This is a genomic window from Anaeromyxobacter dehalogenans 2CP-1 (assembly GCF_000022145.1).
Lineage (GTDB): Bacteria > Myxococcota > Myxococcia > Myxococcales > Anaeromyxobacteraceae > Anaeromyxobacter > Anaeromyxobacter dehalogenans.
Genome location: NC_011891.1, coordinates 2,110,886 through 2,126,793, shown reverse-complemented (window position 1 = coordinate 2,126,793; position 15,908 = coordinate 2,110,886). Strand labels below are relative to the sequence as shown.

At 75.2% G+C, this 15,908-nt stretch carries 16 protein-coding genes; 9 read left to right on the top strand and 7 right to left on the bottom strand.

Annotated features, from left to right (window positions below; all coding sequences use genetic code 11):
• The first annotated feature begins 70 nt into the window (after positions 1-70).
• The 6 genes from A2CP1_RS09510 (at position 71) to A2CP1_RS09485 (ending at position 6,285) form a co-directional block, all read left to right on the top strand.
• Positions 71-1,069 carry a hypothetical protein gene (locus tag A2CP1_RS09510; protein WP_012633152.1) on the top strand — a complete coding sequence of 333 codons (999 nt, stop codon included), beginning with the start codon at positions 71-73 and terminating at the stop codon, positions 1,067-1,069.
• A gap of 100 nt (positions 1,070-1,169) precedes the next feature.
• Positions 1,170-2,129 (top strand): diacylglycerol/lipid kinase family protein, encoded by a 960-nt coding sequence (locus A2CP1_RS09505; protein WP_012633151.1) that lies wholly within the window; start codon positions 1,170-1,172, stop codon positions 2,127-2,129.
• Between the two features lie 210 nt (positions 2,130-2,339).
• Positions 2,340-2,900: a hypothetical protein gene (locus tag A2CP1_RS09500; protein ID WP_041450489.1), complete on the top strand. Its 561-nt coding sequence runs from the start codon at positions 2,340-2,342 to the stop codon at positions 2,898-2,900.
• Between the two features lie 15 nt (positions 2,901-2,915).
• Positions 2,916-3,530, top strand: coding sequence for a penicillin-binding protein activator LpoB (gene lpoB, locus A2CP1_RS09495; RefSeq protein ID WP_012633149.1), 615 nt, complete (start codon positions 2,916-2,918; stop codon positions 3,528-3,530).
• Between the two features lie 11 nt (positions 3,531-3,541).
• The gene (locus tag A2CP1_RS09490) at positions 3,542-4,765 is read left to right on the top strand and encodes a COG3014 family protein (protein WP_012633148.1); all 1,224 of its coding nucleotides are present in this window, start codon (positions 3,542-3,544) and stop codon (positions 4,763-4,765) included.
• Positions 4,766-4,866: 101 nt separating this feature from the next.
• Positions 4,867-6,285, top strand: coding sequence for a WS/DGAT domain-containing protein (locus A2CP1_RS09485; RefSeq protein ID WP_012633147.1), 1,419 nt, complete (start codon positions 4,867-4,869; stop codon positions 6,283-6,285).
• Here A2CP1_RS09485 and A2CP1_RS09480 read toward each other — a convergent pair.
• The 5 genes from A2CP1_RS09480 to A2CP1_RS09460 all read right to left on the bottom strand — a co-directional run bounded on the left by A2CP1_RS09480 (position 6,266) and on the right by A2CP1_RS09460 (position 12,285).
• The gene (locus A2CP1_RS09480) at positions 6,266-7,888 is read right to left on the bottom strand and encodes a fumarate hydratase (protein ID WP_012633146.1); all 1,623 of its coding nucleotides are present in this window, start codon (positions 7,886-7,888) and stop codon (positions 6,266-6,268) included. The two genes, A2CP1_RS09485 and A2CP1_RS09480, sit on opposite strands and share 20 nt — an antisense overlap.
• Positions 7,889-8,079: 191 nt before the next feature.
• Positions 8,080-9,210, bottom strand: coding sequence for an acyltransferase family protein (locus tag A2CP1_RS09475; protein ID WP_012633145.1), 1,131 nt, complete (start codon positions 9,208-9,210; stop codon positions 8,080-8,082).
• 20 nt (positions 9,211-9,230) lie between these two features.
• Entirely contained in the window at positions 9,231-10,292 is a 1,062-nt protein-coding gene (leuB, locus tag A2CP1_RS09470; protein WP_012633144.1) for a 3-isopropylmalate dehydrogenase, read from the bottom strand.
• Between the two features lie 33 nt (positions 10,293-10,325).
• Complete coding sequence (gene cimA, locus A2CP1_RS09465; protein ID WP_012633143.1) at positions 10,326-11,876, bottom strand: citramalate synthase; 1,551 nt, start codon at positions 11,874-11,876, stop codon at positions 10,326-10,328.
• Positions 11,877-12,051: 175 nt separating this feature from the next.
• Entirely contained in the window at positions 12,052-12,285 is a 234-nt protein-coding gene (locus A2CP1_RS09460) for a hypothetical protein (RefSeq protein WP_012525850.1), read from the bottom strand.
• A gap of 133 nt (positions 12,286-12,418) precedes the next feature.
• Between A2CP1_RS09460 and A2CP1_RS09455 the strand changes: the two genes are divergently transcribed.
• The 3 genes from A2CP1_RS09455 to A2CP1_RS09445 all read left to right on the top strand — a co-directional run bounded on the left by A2CP1_RS09455 (position 12,419) and on the right by A2CP1_RS09445 (position 14,218).
• Positions 12,419-13,147 carry an SIMPL domain-containing protein gene (locus tag A2CP1_RS09455; RefSeq protein ID WP_012633142.1) on the top strand — a complete coding sequence of 243 codons (729 nt, stop codon included), beginning with the start codon at positions 12,419-12,421 and terminating at the stop codon, positions 13,145-13,147.
• Between the two features lie 95 nt (positions 13,148-13,242).
• The gene (locus tag A2CP1_RS09450) at positions 13,243-13,566 is read left to right on the top strand and encodes an FKBP-type peptidyl-prolyl cis-trans isomerase (protein ID WP_012525848.1); all 324 of its coding nucleotides are present in this window, start codon (positions 13,243-13,245) and stop codon (positions 13,564-13,566) included.
• Positions 13,567-13,693: 127 nt separating this feature from the next.
• Positions 13,694-14,218 (top strand): ferritin-like domain-containing protein, encoded by a 525-nt coding sequence (locus A2CP1_RS09445; RefSeq protein WP_012633141.1) that lies wholly within the window; start codon positions 13,694-13,696, stop codon positions 14,216-14,218.
• Between the two features lie 12 nt (positions 14,219-14,230).
• Here A2CP1_RS09445 and A2CP1_RS09440 read toward each other — a convergent pair whose 3' ends face one another.
• Positions 14,231-15,247 (bottom strand): aldo/keto reductase, encoded by a 1,017-nt coding sequence (locus A2CP1_RS09440; protein ID WP_012633140.1) that lies wholly within the window; start codon positions 15,245-15,247, stop codon positions 14,231-14,233.
• A gap of 71 nt (positions 15,248-15,318) precedes the next feature.
• A complete protein-coding gene (locus A2CP1_RS09435) occupies positions 15,319-15,870 on the bottom strand; it encodes a ribonuclease H family protein (protein WP_012633139.1) in 552 nt (183 codons plus the stop codon).
• Positions 15,871-15,908: the final 38 nt, after the last annotated feature.

The window sequence follows — 15,908 nt, the reverse complement described above, 5'->3', positions numbered from 1 at the left end:
CGGCTCGAGGTCACAAGCCGGCCGCCTGCCCCTCCCATCCCGAGCGGCCCCCGCGCCCGAGATCGACCCGATGTTCCCGTTCGCCCCAGCGCTCGCCCTCGCCCTCCTCCACCTCGCCGCCGCCACCCCGCTGCCCGGGAAGGTCGGGCCGGATCCCCAGCTCTCCGCGCGCGTCGAGCAGGACCTGCTCGAGGGGCGCTGGGACGCGGCGCGCGCCGCGGTGGAGCGCGAGCTCGCCTGCGGCGAGGTCCCGGCGAAGCTGCGCGCGGACCTGGCCGTGCTGCTGGCGCGCATCGCGGTGGACCGGAGCGAGTTCCACCGCCACGCGCCGCGGGAGGCCGCGACCGCCGCCGACCGGGCGCTCGCCGCCGCGCGCGAGGCCGGCGATCCGCGCGTGCTGGCCACCGCGCTGCTCGTCCACGCGCGGCGCGTCTACTTCGAGGCGCTCGAGGATCCGTCGCGGATGCGCGCGGCCGCCGCCGCGATCCGGGAGGCGCGCGCCGCCGCGGGGCACGCCGGCGACCCGCGCCTGGAGGCCGAGGCGATCTTCCACCAGGCGCTCGCCGAGGACCGGCTGGGCCGGCCGGAGGCGGCCCGCGCGCTGCTCGAGGACGGCGCGGCGCGCGCCCGGCGGCTCGGCGACGACTTCATGCTGTCCAACATGGAGCGCCACCTGGCCGGGCTGGACCAGGACCGCGGCGAGCTCGCCCGCGCCGAGCTCGGCTTCCGGCAGTCGCTCGCGCTGCGCGAGCAGGCCGGCGCGGCCGCGTTCGTGCCCTGGGCCCAGATCGCGCTCGCCGAGGTGCTCGCGGAGCGCGGCACCGCCGAGGAGGAGCAGCGCGTGCTGCTGCGGAAGGCGGCGCAGCTCGGCGAGCGGAGCGGCAGCCTGCGCGCGGCGAGCACCGCCTCCGCCACGCTGGCCCGGCGGCTGCTCGCGGCCGGGCACCGCGGCGCCGCCCGGGTGGCGGCCCAGCGCGCGGTGGCGCTGGCGCGGCGGTTCGGGGCGCCGGGGGACGTCCGCGCCGCCGAGGAGGTCGCCTCCCGCGCCTCGACCCCGGGCGAACCCTGAGGCAGGCACGGGCGGTTCTCCACGAACTCCGCGCTCCTCGCATGACGGGCTGGCAACGCTGCGTCCCCGCGTGTAACGTCACGGGGTCGAAGGGGGCCGCATGCGGGCAGCGGAGGGGATGGAGCAGGCGCGCACCTCCGGGCGCGAGGTGGAGTTCCCCCGCCTCGTCTTCCTGGTGAACCCCGAGGCGCAGGACGGCCACGCCGCCGCGCGCCTGCGCGGCCTCCTCTCCCGCGCGCCCGCCTGGACCCGCCGATCGCGCCTGGCGGTCGTGACCACGCTGTCCGGGGCCGAGCGCGCCATGCGCGGGCTCGCGCCCGACGAGATCCCGGTGGCCGCCGGCGGCGACGCGACCGTGAACTTCGTGGCGCGCGCGGTGCGGGCCGCGGACCGCGCCGACCGGCCCATGGCCATCCTCCCGCTCGGCGTCGGCAACGTCATCGCCCACGCGCTCGGGGTGGCGGACCTTCGCCGCGCGCTCGCCGCCATCGCGGACGGCCGCTCGCTGCAGATCGACGCGCTGGTGACCACCCACCCCGAGGCGCCGCTGGCGCTCGCGTCGGTGAGCTGCGGGTTCGAGGGGCAGATCATCTCCGGCGCCTCGCGCGGGCGCGGCCTGGCGCGCGTGGGGGGCGTGCTGGCGGCGCTCCCGGGCGCGCTCCGCAAGCACACCGGCGTCCGCCTGGAGGCGGACGGGGTGGTGCTCGCCGAGCCCTCCGAGCCGGTGTTCAACGTGGGCGTGTACAACCTGCCCTGCGTGGCCTGGGGCACGGTGGTCCACCCGGACGCCGACCCCGCCGACGGCCTCGCCGACGTGGTGGTGCACCGGCGACGCCGCACGTTCACCTCCGCGCTCCGCCACGGCGTCGCGACGGCCGCCCCGCCCCGGAGCAGCGTCCGCACCGCGCGGGCGGCGCGGATCCGCCTCGCCTCGCGCTCGCCCATCCAGATCGACCTGGAGGGCTCGGCCTCCCCCGGCGAGATCGAGATCCGGGTCGAGCCGGCCGCCCTGCGGATCATCACCGGCCGCCGCCGGTGCGTGGCCGCGAGCGGCGCCTGACGGCGCTGCCGCCCGTTCGCCGTCGCGTGGAACCTTGCCCCGCCCCCCGGAGGCGGCGCGCCCTCGTGCGGGTGGACGTCAGCGGGCGGGCGGCCGGACGCCGCGGCGCGCGGCGACGCCGCACACGCACGCATTGGGTCCTTGCGCCGCGGTCCCGCGAGGGTGATACGCGTGGACGACGGCATTCGACTGCGCGAGAGGGGGCTCGCCATGGCTCGACCGCTCCGTTCCGTAGCAGCGTTCCTGCTGGCCGCGCTGCCCGCGCTGGCCCTGGCGCAGCCGGCGGCGCCGCCCGGGAGGACCGATGGCCCGGAGGGCACCGAGGTCGGCCAGGGCGGCTACCGGCGCGCGCCCGGTCCCGGCGCGTTCCAGATCACGTTCGACGCGGGGGGCGCGATCTCCAGCGAGGGGCCGGGGTACCCGCTCAAGGACCGACCCTACTTCCTCGGCGCCGACCTCGCCTGGTCGCCCGACGACTGGCTGCTGCTGGAGCTCACCGGCGCCTACGACTTCGACCTGGAGCGGACGCTGGTGCTGGTGGGGCCCCGCCTGCGCACCCCGGCGTCGCCGTTCTCGCTGAGCGCCGGGGTGAAGGGCGGCGTCATGCACTGGAACGGCCGGAGCCGCTTCGGCCTGAGCCCGCAGATCGGCGCCGAGCTGGAGGCGAGCGACCGGTTCGTCCTCGGCCTCCACTACGCGCTCGACATCCCGGTGGAGCAGGACACCACCGTCACCCACCGCATCTTCCTCGGCCTCGGCCTGCGCCTGTAGGCCCCGGAGACCGCCATGCCCCGCGCCAGCTCCCGCGCCCTGCCCCGCACGCTCCCGCTGCTCACCGCCGCCGCGCTCGTCGCCGCCTGCGGCCCGCGAGCCTTCACCCGCGGTGCCTACGAGGACCCGAACACCATCGAGCTGCTCTCCGACCAGTTCAACGAGAACGACCTGCAGCTCATCGCCAAGAAGATGACCGGCTCGCTGCTCGGCGCGCCCGTGGTGCAGGCGCTGCCGGGCCGGCCGGTGCTGGTGGTGGGCCGCGTCCGGAACAAGACCTCCGAGCACATCGACACCGAGTCGCTCGCGGACAAGGTCCGGGTCGAGCTGCAGCGGTCCGGCCGGTTCGCGTTCGCCGACGCGGCGGCCCGCGAGCAGATCGCCGCCGAGTACGACTACCAGCAGTCCGGCATGGTCGCGAAGGAGACCGCCAAGGGCCCGGGCGCGCAGGTCGGCGCCGACTGCGTCCTGACCGGGCAGATCGCGTCGATCGTGCAGGAGGTCGGCGCGGACAAGGTCGTCTACTACAAGATGACCATGCAGCTCACCGACCTCCGGACCGGCCTCATCACCTGGACCGACGAGAAGGAGCTGCGGAAGAAGTTCCGGAAGCAGTCGGTGGGCTGGTAGGGGGGCGGGCCGTGCGCCGCGCCCGCGCGGCCGCGATGGCGCTCGGGGCCGTGCTGCTCTCCGGCTGCGCCGGCGACTACGTCTCGCGCACGCGCGCGATGCGCGAGGCGTACCAGGCCGGCGACCACGACCGCGCCGCCGCGCTCGCCGAGGCGGAGGTGCGCCGCGGGCCCGAGCGCGACCGCCTGCTCGCGCTGCTCGACCAGGGCATGATCCTGCACGCCGCGCGGCGCTGGGAGGAGAGCCTCCCGGTGCTCGCCCGCGCCGAGCGGCTGGCCGCGTCGCTCGAGGCGATCTCGGTCAGCGAGGAGGGGCGCGCGCTGCTCGAGAACGAGCGCGCCCGCGCCTACCGCGGCGAGGACTTCGAGAAGCTGATGATCAACGTCGTCCAGGCGCTCAACTACGCCGCCCTGGGGAAGGACGAGGACGCGCTGGTGGAGGTGCGGCGCGTGGACGAGCGGCTGCGGAAGATGGTGCAGGAGGAGAAGAAGCCGTACCAGCAGCTCGCGGTGGCGCGCTACCTGGGCGGCGTGCTGTGGGAGGACTCCGGCAACCCGGACTCGGCGTACATCGACTACGCCGACGCGCTGCGCCTCGCGCCCGACCTCGGCCCGCTCGCCGAGCCCGCGCTGCGGCTGGCGCGGGCGACCGGCCGCGCCGAAGAGGCCGACGCGCTCGCCGCGGCGCGCCCCGCGCTCGGCGCGGATCCGCTCGGCGCCGAGGAGGGACAGGTGGTGCTCGTGCTCGAGGCGGGCCTGTCGCCGGAGAAGCGGTCCAGCCGGCAGGGCGCCGGGCCGGAGCTCCTGGTGGTCCCGGTGTACGTCACGCGCCCGTGGGTACGCGACGCCGCCACCCTGGAGGCCGGCGCCCGGCGCGCCGACGCGGTCACCGTCACCTCCCTCGAGGAGGTGGCGCAGGTGCACCTGTCCGAGCGGATCGGCCGCATCGCCGCCAAGGCGGTGGTGAGCACGGCGCTGAAGGGGGGCGTCGCCGCCGCGGTCGGGGAGGCGACGGACAGCGAGGTGCTCGGGTGGCTGACGTTCCTGGCCCTGACGTCCACCAGCGAGGCCGACCGGCGGAGCTGGCTGTCGCTGCCCGCCGAGCTCCAGGTGGCCCGCCTGCGCGTGCCGGCCGGCACGCACGAGGTGGTGCTCCGCAGCGGGGGCAAGGTGCTCCGCCGGACGGTGGTGGTACGTCCGCGCCGCGTCGCCCTGCTGGTGGAGCGGCGGTATTGACCGGCCGGCCGGCTGCCCTCCCCTGCGTCACGTCGCCCGGGCTCCCTCCCGGTCCCTCCCTCCGCGCGCCGATCCGCGCAGGATCCGGCCCAGGAGCCGACATGACCCGCGAGCCGATGAGCCGGGTGGACGCCGCCTGGCTGCGCATGGACCGCCCCGAGAACACGGCCGACATCGTGGTGCTGCTGCGCCTCGCGGGTCGCCTCACCCCGCCGCGGCTGCGCACGCTGCTGGAGCAGCGGCTGCTGCCGCACGAGCGGTTCCGCGCGCGGGTGGCGGACGCCGGCGCGCTGGGCGGCCCGGCCTGGGAGCCGGATCCGCGCTTCTCCATCGCGCGACACCTCAGCGCGCGGCCGCTGCGCGAGGCGCACCCGGAGGCGCTCGAGGCGGCCGTGTCCGAGGCGGCCACGCAGCCGCTCCCGGCCGGCCGCCCGCCCTGGCGCGCGCTGCTGCTCGAGGGCGCCGAGGAGAGCGCGCTGGTGGTGAAGCTCCACCACTGCATGGCGGACGGGGTCGCGCTCGTGTCGGTGCTGCTCGGCCTGTCCGACGAGCACGCCGGCCGCGTCGAGGCGCCGGCGCCGGACGTGCCCGGAGGCGACCCGCTCCGCCGCGGCGCCCGCGCGCTGCTCCGGGATCCGCTCGCCGCCGCGGCCGCGCTCTGGAAGATGGCCACGCTCCCCACCGCGACCGGCGCGCTCGCGCCGCCGGCGCTCTCCGGCCGCCGGACCGTCGCGTGGTCGCGGTCGTGGCCGCTCGAGGACGTGCGCGCCGCCGCCCGGGCCGGCGGGGGCACCGTGAACGACGCGCTGCTCGCGGCGCTCTCCGGCGCGCTCTCGCGCGCCCTCCGCGCCGGCCCCGTCCCGCCGGGACCGCTGCCCGACGACGTGCGCGCGCTGGTGCCGGTGAACCTGCGCGCGGCGCCCGCGGCGGGGGTGGCCGGGGCGGGCAACCAGTTCGGCCTCGTGTTCCTCGACCTGCCGGTCGAACCGCTCGCGCCGGACGAGCGGCTGGAGATCGTGCGCGGCCGCACCGCCGCGCTGAAGCGCAGCCCGGACGCCTGGGTGGCGCTCGGGGTGCTGGGCGCCCTCGGCTTCGCGCCGCCCGCGCTGGAGCGGCTCGGCACCGCGTTCTTCTCGCGGAAGGCGTCGCTGGTGGTGACCAACGTCCCCGGCCCGCAGCGGCGGCTCCACCTCGCCGGCCGGCGGGTGGACGAGCTGCTGTTCTGGGTCCCGCACCCGGCCGCGCTCGGGCTGGGCGTGAGCGTCTTCAGCTACGCCGGCAAGGTGACGATGGGCGTGCGCGCCGACGCGGCGTTCCCGATCGACCCGCGCGCGCTGGCGGGCGCGCTGGACGAGGAGCTGGCGGCGTTCGCGCCGCGGCCCCCCGCGCGCCGCGCCCGGCCCCCGGCCGCCGCGGCGGCCCCGGAACAGGACGGCCGGCAGGCGGCCTTCGCGGGCGCGCCTGCCGGCCGGGGGGTGCGGGTGATCGAGGCGGGGCCGGCTACATCCCCAGCTTCTTGAAGAAGTCGTTGCCCTTGTCGTCCACCAGGATGAACGCGGGGAAGTTCTCGACCTCGATCTTCCAGACGGCTTCCATGCCGAGCTCGGCGAAGTCGATGCACTCCACCTTCTTGATGTTCTCCTCGGCCAGCACCGCGGCCGGGCCGCCGATCGAGCCCAGGTAGAAGCCGCCGTGCTTCTTGCACGCGTCGGTCACCTGCTGGCTGCGGTTGCCCTTCGCGATCATCACCATCGACGCGCCGTGCGACTGCAGCAGGTCCACGTACGAGTCCATGCGGCCGGCGGTGGTGGGGCCGAACGAGCCGGACGGCTTGCCCTTCGGCGTCTTGGCCGGGCCGGCGTAGTACACCGGGTGGTGCTTCAGGTACTCGGGCACGCCCTTGCCCTGGTCGATCAGCTCCTTGAACTTCGCGTGCGCGATGTCGCGGGCCACCACCAGCGTGCCGGTGAGGAGCAGCGGGGTCGAGACCGGGTACTTCGTCAGCTCGGCCAGGATCTCCTTCATGGGCTTGTTGAGGTCCACCTTCACGCCGTGCTCGTGCTTGCCCTTCTTCAGCTCGAGCGGGATGAGGCGGCCCGGCGCGTGGTCGAGCTCCTCGATCCAGAGCCCTTCCCTGTTGATCTTCGCCTTCACGTTGCGGTCGGCCGAGCAGGACACCGCCATGCCGACCGGGCAGGAGGCGCCGTGGCGCGGCAGCCGCACCACGCGGATGTCGTGCGCGAAGTACTTGCCGCCGAACTGCGCGCCGATGCCGAGCTTGTTGGCCGCCTCGAGCAGCCGCTGCTCCAGCGCGACGTCGCGGAACGCCTGGCCGTGCTCGTTCCCCTCGGTGGGGAGGCCGTCGTAGTACTTCGTCGAGGCGAGCTTCACCGTCTTCAGGCAGGTCTCGGCGCTCGTGCCGCCCACCACCACCGCGATGTGGTACGGCGGGCAGGCGGCGGTGCCGAGGTACTTCATCTTGTCGACCAGGAACTTCTCGAGCTTCTCCGGCGTGAGGAGCGCCTTGGTCTCCTGGAACAGCATGGTCTTGTTGGCCGACCCGCCGCCCTTCGCCACGAACAGGAACTTGTACTCGGCGCCCTCGGTCGCGAGGACGTCGATCTGCGCCGGCAGGTTCGTGCCGGTGTTCACCTCGCGGTACATGTCGAGCGCGGAGGTCTGGGAGTAGCGGAGGTTCTCGCCGGTGTAGGTGAGGTACACGCCCTCCGACAGGTACTGCTCGTCCTTCACGCCGGTCCAGACCTGCTGGCCCTTCTTCGCCACGATGGTGGCGGTGCCGGTGTCCTGGCAGATGGGCAGCTCGCCGCGGGCCGCGATCTCGGCGTTCTTGAGGAACGCGATGGCGACGCCCTTGTCGTTCTGCGACGCCTCGGGGTCTGCCAGGATCTTCGCGACCTGCTCGTTGTGCTCGGGGCGGAGGAAGAACGACACCTCGCGCATCGCCTCGCGCGCGAGGCGGGTGAGCGCCGCCGGCTCGACCTTCAGGATCTCCTTGCCCTCGAACGTCCCGACCGACACGCCCTCGCTGGTGAGGAGCCGGTACTTGGTCGCGTCCTTCGAGACGGGGAACGGGTCCTGGTAGTGGAACGCGGGAGTCGCCATGTGTGCCTCTCCTTCGCGGGCGAACGGGGTGGGAAGTCGAAACGCGGGCCGGTGCGCTCTCGGTGCCCGGGGCCCGCAGGAAAGCACAGGACGGCGGCCGGTGTCGATGCGCCGCTGAGCCCCGATCGCACGCGGATTCTCGCCCGGACCGGTCCGCTTTCGGCCCCTCCGCGGGCGCGCGGGCGGGGGCGCTACGCCGCGGCGCGCCGCGGCGCGAGGCGGTCCTTGAGCGCGAGGAAGCGCTGCTCCACCAGGTGGAAGCTCGCCCAGGCGATCAGGAGCGAGGCCGCCAGCGCGGTCACCGCGTAGGCGGCGTAGCCCGCGCGCGAGGCGAGCAGCGCCGTGCCCCAGGGTCGCGCCCGCAGCGCGCCGAGCGCGCCCACGTGGACGAGGTAGTGCACGACGTACAGGCCGTAGCTGTAGCGGCCGAGCGCCCGGAGCGGCGCCGCGGACAGCGCGCGCCGGAGCGGGTGGGCGGTCCCCTCCGTCGCGACCGCGCCCGCCACCAGCCCGCCAAACGCCAGCGCCAGCCAGAGGTGGCTCCAGATCTCGAGCGGCCGCGCGTGCATGTCGAACCCGTGCGGCAGCCCGAGCGCGGCGAACCCGGCCGCCCCGACCGCCGCCGCCGGCCACCAGGCGCGCCGCAGCAGCCCGGCGCCGCCCGGCGCGCGCGCCACCACCGCGACGAGCGCGCCCATGGCGAGCGCGTCCACCCGGCCCGGCGTGAGCCGGTAGGCGCTCCCCACCGGCAGCCCCGAGTCCACGATGAGCCAGCGCAGCGCCGGCCCGGCACAGACCAGCGCGGCCGAGACCGCGGCGAGCGCCCGCCCGCGCGCGAGCAGCACCACCAGCGGCCAGGCCAGGTAGAACTGCTCCTCGACCGCGAGCGACCAGAAGTGCGAGAGCGCCGGGATGACCTGGCGCGCCGCGTAGGCCCAGTTGCCGAGGTAGCCCCAGTACCACCAGCCCCACCGGCCGAACGTCCACTGGTCCACCAGCCCGAGCGCCGGCCCCGCCACCGCGAACACCGCGAGCGCGAGGTAGTAGAGCGGGAAGATCCGGAGCGCCCGCCGGACCAGGAAGCCGCGCCACCAGCCGCGCTGGCCGAGCGTGTCCACCAGGCCGCCGGTGATGAGGAAGCCGGAGAGGACGAAGAACAGGTCCACGCCGGTCCAGCCCAGCCCGAGCGCCGCCACCGCGCGGCGCTCCCAGGCGCCGGCGCCGGGCCAGGCGTTGAGCAGGTGGCAGGCGAGGACGCCGCCGATGGCCAGCCCGCGCAGCCCGTCCAGCGCGGGGAGCGGGCCGCGTGGGCCGGCCGGCATGGCGGCGTCCCGGGGCGTGGCTAGGCGAGCCGCTTCAGGATCTCGTCGGCCATGGCGCGGGTGGAGAGCTTCCCGCCCAGGTCGGCGGTGCGGCAGCCGTCGGTGATGGCCTGGTCCACGGCGCGCTCGATGGCGGCCGCCTCCGGCTCGAGGCCGAGCGAGTGGCGGAGCAGCAGCGCGGCGGAGAGCACGGTGCCCACCGGGTTCGCGATGCCCTTGCCGGCGATGTCCGGGGCGGAGCCGTGGATGGGCTCGTAGAGGCCCGGCCCCTTCTCGCCGATGGAGGCGGACGGGAGCATGCCCATCGAGCCGGCCAGCACCGAGGCCTCGTCGGTGAGGATGTCGCCGAACATGTTCTCGGTGACGACCACGTCGAGCGTGGCCGGGCTGGTGACGAGCCGCATGGCGGCGGTGTCCACCAGCATGTGATCGAGCGCCACGTCGGGGTTCGCCTGCCCGATGGCGGTCGCGATCTCGCGCCAGAGCCGCGAGGACTCGAGCACGTTCGCCTTGTCCACGCTCGTGACCTTCTTCTTCCGCCCCTTGGCGATGCGGAACGCGAGCTCCACCACCCGGCGCACCTCGAAGTCCTGGTACTCGAGCGTGTCCACCGCGCGCGCGTGCCCGTCCTTCACGTCGCGCCCCTTGGGCTGGCCGAAGTAGAGGCCGCCGGTCAGCTCGCGGATCACCATGATGTCCACGCCGCGGAGCTTCTCCGGGCGGAGCGGGGAGGAGTCGAGCAGGCTCGGGTGCACGCGCACCGGGCGCAGGTTCGCGAAGACGCCCAGGCCCTTGCGCAGGCCGAGCAGCCCCTGCTCCGGGCGCACCCTGGCGCGCGGGTCGTCCCACTTCGGCCCGCCCACGGCGCCGAGCAGCACCGCGTCGGCCGCCTGGCAGTCGGCGAGCACCTCGGGCGTGAGCGCGGTCCCGTGCGCGTCGATGGAGCACCCGCCCATCAGCCGCTCGGTGAACGAGAGCGTGTGCCCTCCCCGGCGCGCCACCGCCTCCAGCACCCGCACCGCCTCGGCCGTCACCTCCGGCCCGATCCCGTCGCCCGGCAGCACCACGATCTTCGCGTTCACGCTCGGTGTCTCCTTGGGTTCCTGGTGTGAGGTCTAGGCGAGGGCGAGCCCGTACTCGACCGCGTCCACCAGCGCGATCCAGCTCGCCTCGATGATGTTCTGGCTCGCGCCCACCGTGCTCCAGCGCCGCGGCCCCTTCTGCATGTCGATGAGCACCCGCGTGACCGCCGCGGTGCCGTGCTGCCCGTCGAGGATGCGGACCTTGTAGTCCGACAGGTGCAGCTCCTTGACCTGCGGGTAGTGCCCCGCCAGCGCCTTCTGCAGCGCCGCGGTGAGCGCGTCCACCGGGCCGTCGCCCTCGGCGGCGGTGTGCAGCACCTCCTCGCCGACCCGCACCTTCACCATGGCCTCCGAGAAGATGCCGCGGCCGGTGCGGTGCTCCACGTTGACGAGGAAGTCCACCAGCTCGAACGGCGCGCGGTGGCCCGGCTGCTGGCGGCGCATCAGCATCGCCACCGAGGCCTCGGCCGCCTCGAACGCGAAGCCCCTCGCCTCGAGCGCCTTGATCTCGTTCAGCACCGCGCCCACGTCGGCGATCGAGTCCGGCGCGATGCCGTACTCCTCCGCCTTGGAGAGCAGGTTCCCGCGGCCGGACAGCTCGCTCACCACCACGCGCATCGTGTTGCCGACCCGCTCCGGGTCCACGTGCTGGTAGCTGGTGGCGCTGCGCCGCATCGCCGCGACGTGGATGCCGCCCTTGTGCGCGAACGCGGACCGGCCCACGTAGGCGAGGTGCTCGTCCGGCGCGAGGTTCGCCACCTCGGCCACGAAGTGCGCGACCTCGTACAGCTCGGAGAGCTTGCCGTCGGGGAGGCAGCGCACGTCCAGCTTCAGCTCCAGGGCGGGGATGATCGAGCAGAGGTTCGCGTTGCCGCAGCGCTCGCCGTAGCCGTTGACGGTGCCCTGCACCTGCACCGCCCCGGCGTGCACCGCCGCGAGCGAGTTCGCCACCGCGCACTCGGAGTCATTGTGGCAGTGGACGCCGAGCGGGTGGCCGAGCGCGGCCTGCACCTTCGCGACCGTCTCGCCGATCTGCCAGGGCAGCGAGCCGCCGTTCGTGTCGCAGAGCACCAGCGTCTCGGCGCCGCCGCGCACCGCCGCCCGGAGCGTCTCGAGCGCGTAGCCCGGGTCGGCGCGCCAGCCGTCGAAGAAGTGCTCGGCGTCGTAGATCACCCGCCGCCCCTGCGCGCGCAGGTACGCGAGGCTCTTCTCGATGATGCGGAGGTTCTCGTCGAAGGTGGTGCGCAGCACCTCGGTGACGTGCAGCGTCCAGGTCTTGCCCACCACCGTGCAGGCGGGCGTGCCGGCGTCGAGGAGCGCGCGGATGTTCGCGTCGTCCTCGGGCCCGCCGCCCACGCGGCAGGTCGAGCCGAACGCGGCGATCTTCGCGTGCTTCCAGGGCAGGTCGCGGGCGCGCTCGAAGAACTCGGCGTCCTTGGGGTTCGATCCGGGCCACCCGCCCTCGATGAACGTCACCCCGAGCTCGTCGAGCCGGCGCGCGATCCGGAGCTTGTCCTCGCAGGAGAGCGAGATGCCCTCGCGCTGGGTGCCGTCCCGCAGCGTGGTGTCGTAGATCTGGATCATCCGCGTTCCTTCCGCGCGCTGCGGACGACGCGTCCCCGATCGCCGGCGCCCGTCGCGCCGCGGCCGTCCCGCCGTCCGCTGTGATCGAGCCCCCAACGGGGCTGGACCGTGCACGATACACGACCCGGATGGTTGCGTCGATCCGCCACGTTGCGTGCGGGCGGCGGGCCGCGGCTCACCGCCGGAGCGCGAACAGGAGCGCCCCCACCACGCCGGCCAGGCCGGTCGCGACGTACAGAACGCCGGCGGCGAGCGCCTTCCCGCCGGTGAGCAGGCCGCCGCTGGTCGGCATGCGCCGGCGCACGAACCCGTCGCGCACGCCGATCCAGGCGCAGACCAGGCCGGAGACGAGCAGCACCGCGGCGACGATCCAGTGCAGCGGCTTCGAGGGGTCGAGGAGGGCTTCCAAGGGTCGGGGATTCTACGGTCCTCGCCGGCGGGCGTCACCCGCGGATGCGCGGCCGGCCTTGACCCCGTCGGGGTCTAGATCGGATCCGGCCCCCGGGCGTTCCTACCGCCGAACCCGCACCGGAGGTCGCACCATGTTCCGCACCCTGGCCCTCGCCACCGCCCTCGCCCTCGCCCCCACCGCGCCGGGCGCCCAGCCCGTCCCGGCCGGCCCGGCGCCCGCGCCCGCCCCGGCGCCGCGCGTCATCGCCGTCTCGGGCGAGGGGCACGTGTCGGTGCGCCCGGACGTCGCGGTGCTGTTCGCCGGCGTCACCGCCACCGGCAAGGACCTCCGGCGCGTCACCGCCGACACCGACGCCCAGCTCCGCCGCATCCTCGACGCCCTGGCCCGCGCCGGCGTCGCCGAGAAGGACGTGCAGACCGCGCGCCACGACGTCTCGGTGGACCGCGACTGGAACGTGAAGGGCGGCGGCCCCGGGCCCATCACCGGCTACACGGTGACGGACGAGCTGCGCGTGAAGGTCCGCGACCTCGCCGCCCTCGGCACGGTCATCGAGCGCGTGCTCGCGGTCGGCACGAACACGCTGCGGTCGCTCGCGTTCGAGAAGGAGGATCCCACGCCGGAGCAGGCCCGCGCGCTCGCCGCCGCCTGCGCCACCGCGCGCTTCAAGGCCGAGGCCATCGCCCGCGCCGCCGGCGTGACGCTGGGCGAGGTGCTGACCGTCTCCGAGGGCGGCGAGGTCCGCCCGTTCCCGGTGATGCGCGACGCGCGCGTGATGTCCATGAAGGCGGAGGCCGCGCCGGTGGCCGCGGGCGAGGTCGAGGTGGCCGCGACGGTGAGCGTCACCTTCGCCATCCGCTGACTCGCGACGGCTGCCCGCCGCCCGGCGTCCCCGCGTGGCGCGCCGGGCCGCGCGCGGCTACCCTACGCGCCACACCCGTCGAGGAGCGCACGCGCATGGCCAAGCCGAAGATCGAGGAGCTGGTGAAGGGGAAGGGCCCGGAGGCGGTCCGGGGCAAGACGGTCGAGGTCCACTACACGGGCTGGCTCCTCGACGGGAAGCAGTTCGACTCGTCGGTGGGCGGCAGCCCGTTCTCCTTCCGGCTCGGCGCCGGCGAGGTGATCGAGGGCTGGGACCGCGGCGTCGCCGGGATGAAGGTCGGCGGGAAGCGGAAGCTGACGCTGCCGCCGGAGCTGGCCTACGGGGCGCGCGGCGCGCCCCCGGAGATCCCGCCCGGCGCCACGCTGGTGTTCGAGGTGGAGCTGCTCTCGGTTTACTGACGGTCCGCGTCCGGCCGCCGCCCTCCTGCGCTGGCCCCCGAGAGGAGGCCGCGGCGGCCGTCGCAACCCGCCCGGCCCGCCGTTAGGTGCTCCCCGTCCGCGATCCACCGGAGACAGGAGGGGGCACGTGACCACGACCATCGACTATTCCAGCCTGAGCCTGCAGGACGCGCTCGACCTCGCCATCGGCATCGAGCAGGAGGCGCAGGGCCGGTACGAGGAGTTCACGAAGCTGGTGGGCGGCCGGTACGCCGGCGACGCGTCCGACATGTTCCGCATGATGGCGAGCTACGAGGCCCGGCACCGCACCGAGCTGGCCGAGCGGCGCGCGAAGCTGTTCGGCGCCGCGCCGGCGCACGTCTCCCCGGACGCCGTCGAGGACGTCGAGGCGCCCGACGTCACCGCGCCGCGCGTGTTCATGTCGGCGCGCCAGGCCATGGAGGTGGCGCTCGCCTCCGAGGAGAAGGCGTACGACTTCTTCACGGCCGCGCTCGAGCAGGTGCGCGATCCCGAGGTGCGCAAGCTCTTCACCGAGCTGCAGGGCGAGGAGCTGAAGCACCAGCGGCTGGTGCGCGAGAAGATGGAGAAGCTGCCGCGCGGGCCGGACCTCGAGGAGGAGGACGCGGACGAGCCCGGCTCCGACGCCGGGTAGCCCGGCCCGGCCTCACCCCAGCCAGCTCGGGTTGTGGGTGGTGGCGTCGTACCCGTCGGTCGTCTTGTACCGCTCGTCCGCGCCGCTCGCGGCCGCCGGCGCGGTGCGGGCGAGGAGCGCGCTCACGTCCGCCTCGGCGAGCGGCCGGAAGCCCCGCGCGACCCGCAGCGCCTGCTCCACGCGCTCGAGCGCGTCGCAGCCGGTGATCACGGTCGCGACCGGCAGGCTCATGGCGTAGCGCAGGCACTCCTCGGCCGAGGCGATGTTCCGCTGGACGATGCGCGCGTCCGCCATCGGCTTCATGCCGAGCGGCGCGATGCCCTGCTCCAGGAGCGCCGGCAGCACGCGGTGCTCGAAGCTGCGGAAGTGGGCGTCGAGCACGTTGAGCGGCATCTGCACGGTGTCGAAGCGGAAGCCGTGCGCCCCGGCGGCCGCGAGCATGGCGAGGTGGATGTCGGGCGACTTGTGGCCGGTGAAGCCGAGGAAGCGCGCCTTCCCGGCCCGGCGCGCCTCCAGCAGCGCCTCGGCGGCGCCCCCGGGCGCGAACGTCCGGCCCGGGTCGTCGTCGCGGATCACCTCGTGGAGCTGCAGCAGGTCCACGTGATCGGTCTCGAGCCGGCGGAGCGACTCCTCGAGCTGCTGCGTCGCCGACGCCTTCGTCCGCCCGTCCACCTTCGTCATCAGGAACACGCGGTCGCGGTAGCCGTCGCGGAGCGCCTTGCCCATCCGGCGCTCGCTCTCGCCGTCGTGGTAGTCCCAGCAGTTGTCGAGGAACGTGATGCCGCCGTCCACCGCGGTGCGGAGGATGCGGAGGCTCTCCTGCTCGGAGGCCGGCACCGCCAGGTGGAAGCCGCCCAGCCCGACGATCGACACCGTCTCGCCGGTGCGGCCCAGCGCCCGCCGCGGGACCTCGTCCGCGCCCCCTCCCCGCCCGTCGCCCATGCGCGCGCCCCCGCCGCAGCCGGCGGCCGGGAGCACGGTCGCGGCGAGCGCGGCGCGGAGGAAGTCCCGGCGGGTCAGCGGCGGCATCTCCGCCACACGATGCGGCCGCCCGCGCCGCGGCGGGAGCCTCGGCCGCGCCGCCCGCGTCCGGTGCACGGTCAGGCGCGCGAGGAGCGGGGCGCCGCCGAGCCGCCGGCCAGGAACGCCTCCGCCCGCAGCGCCGCCACGACCTCGGCCTCGCCCGGACCGGCCACGCCGCGCGCGGCCGCCTGCGCGAGCTGGTCCACCACCTCGTTCACCGCGTGCCCGTCGTGCCCGCGCACCCAGGTGTAGCGGACGGTCAGCGCGCTGGCGCGCGCGTCGAGCGCCTCGATGAGGTCCCGGTTCAGCACCGGCTCGCCGCTCGCGGTGCGCCAGCCCTTCTTGCGCCAGCCGTGGATCCACCGGGAGAGCGCGTCCACCACGTAGCGCGAGTCGGAGATCACCTCGACCTGCTCGCCGCCCGGGAGCCCCTCCAGCGCCTCCAGCACCGCCCGCAGCTCCATGCGGTTGTTGGTGACGGCGTTCGGCCCGTCCTCGACCCAGCGCGTGCCGCCGAACCGGTAGGCCGGGCGGGCGCGGTCGAGCACCACGAAGCCGGTGCCGCCCGGGCCGCCGGGGTTCACGAGCGCCGAGCCGTCGGAGAAGGCGATGAAGCGGGCCTGGGACATGGGGCGCGCACCCTACCCCGCCGCCCTGACAGCACCTC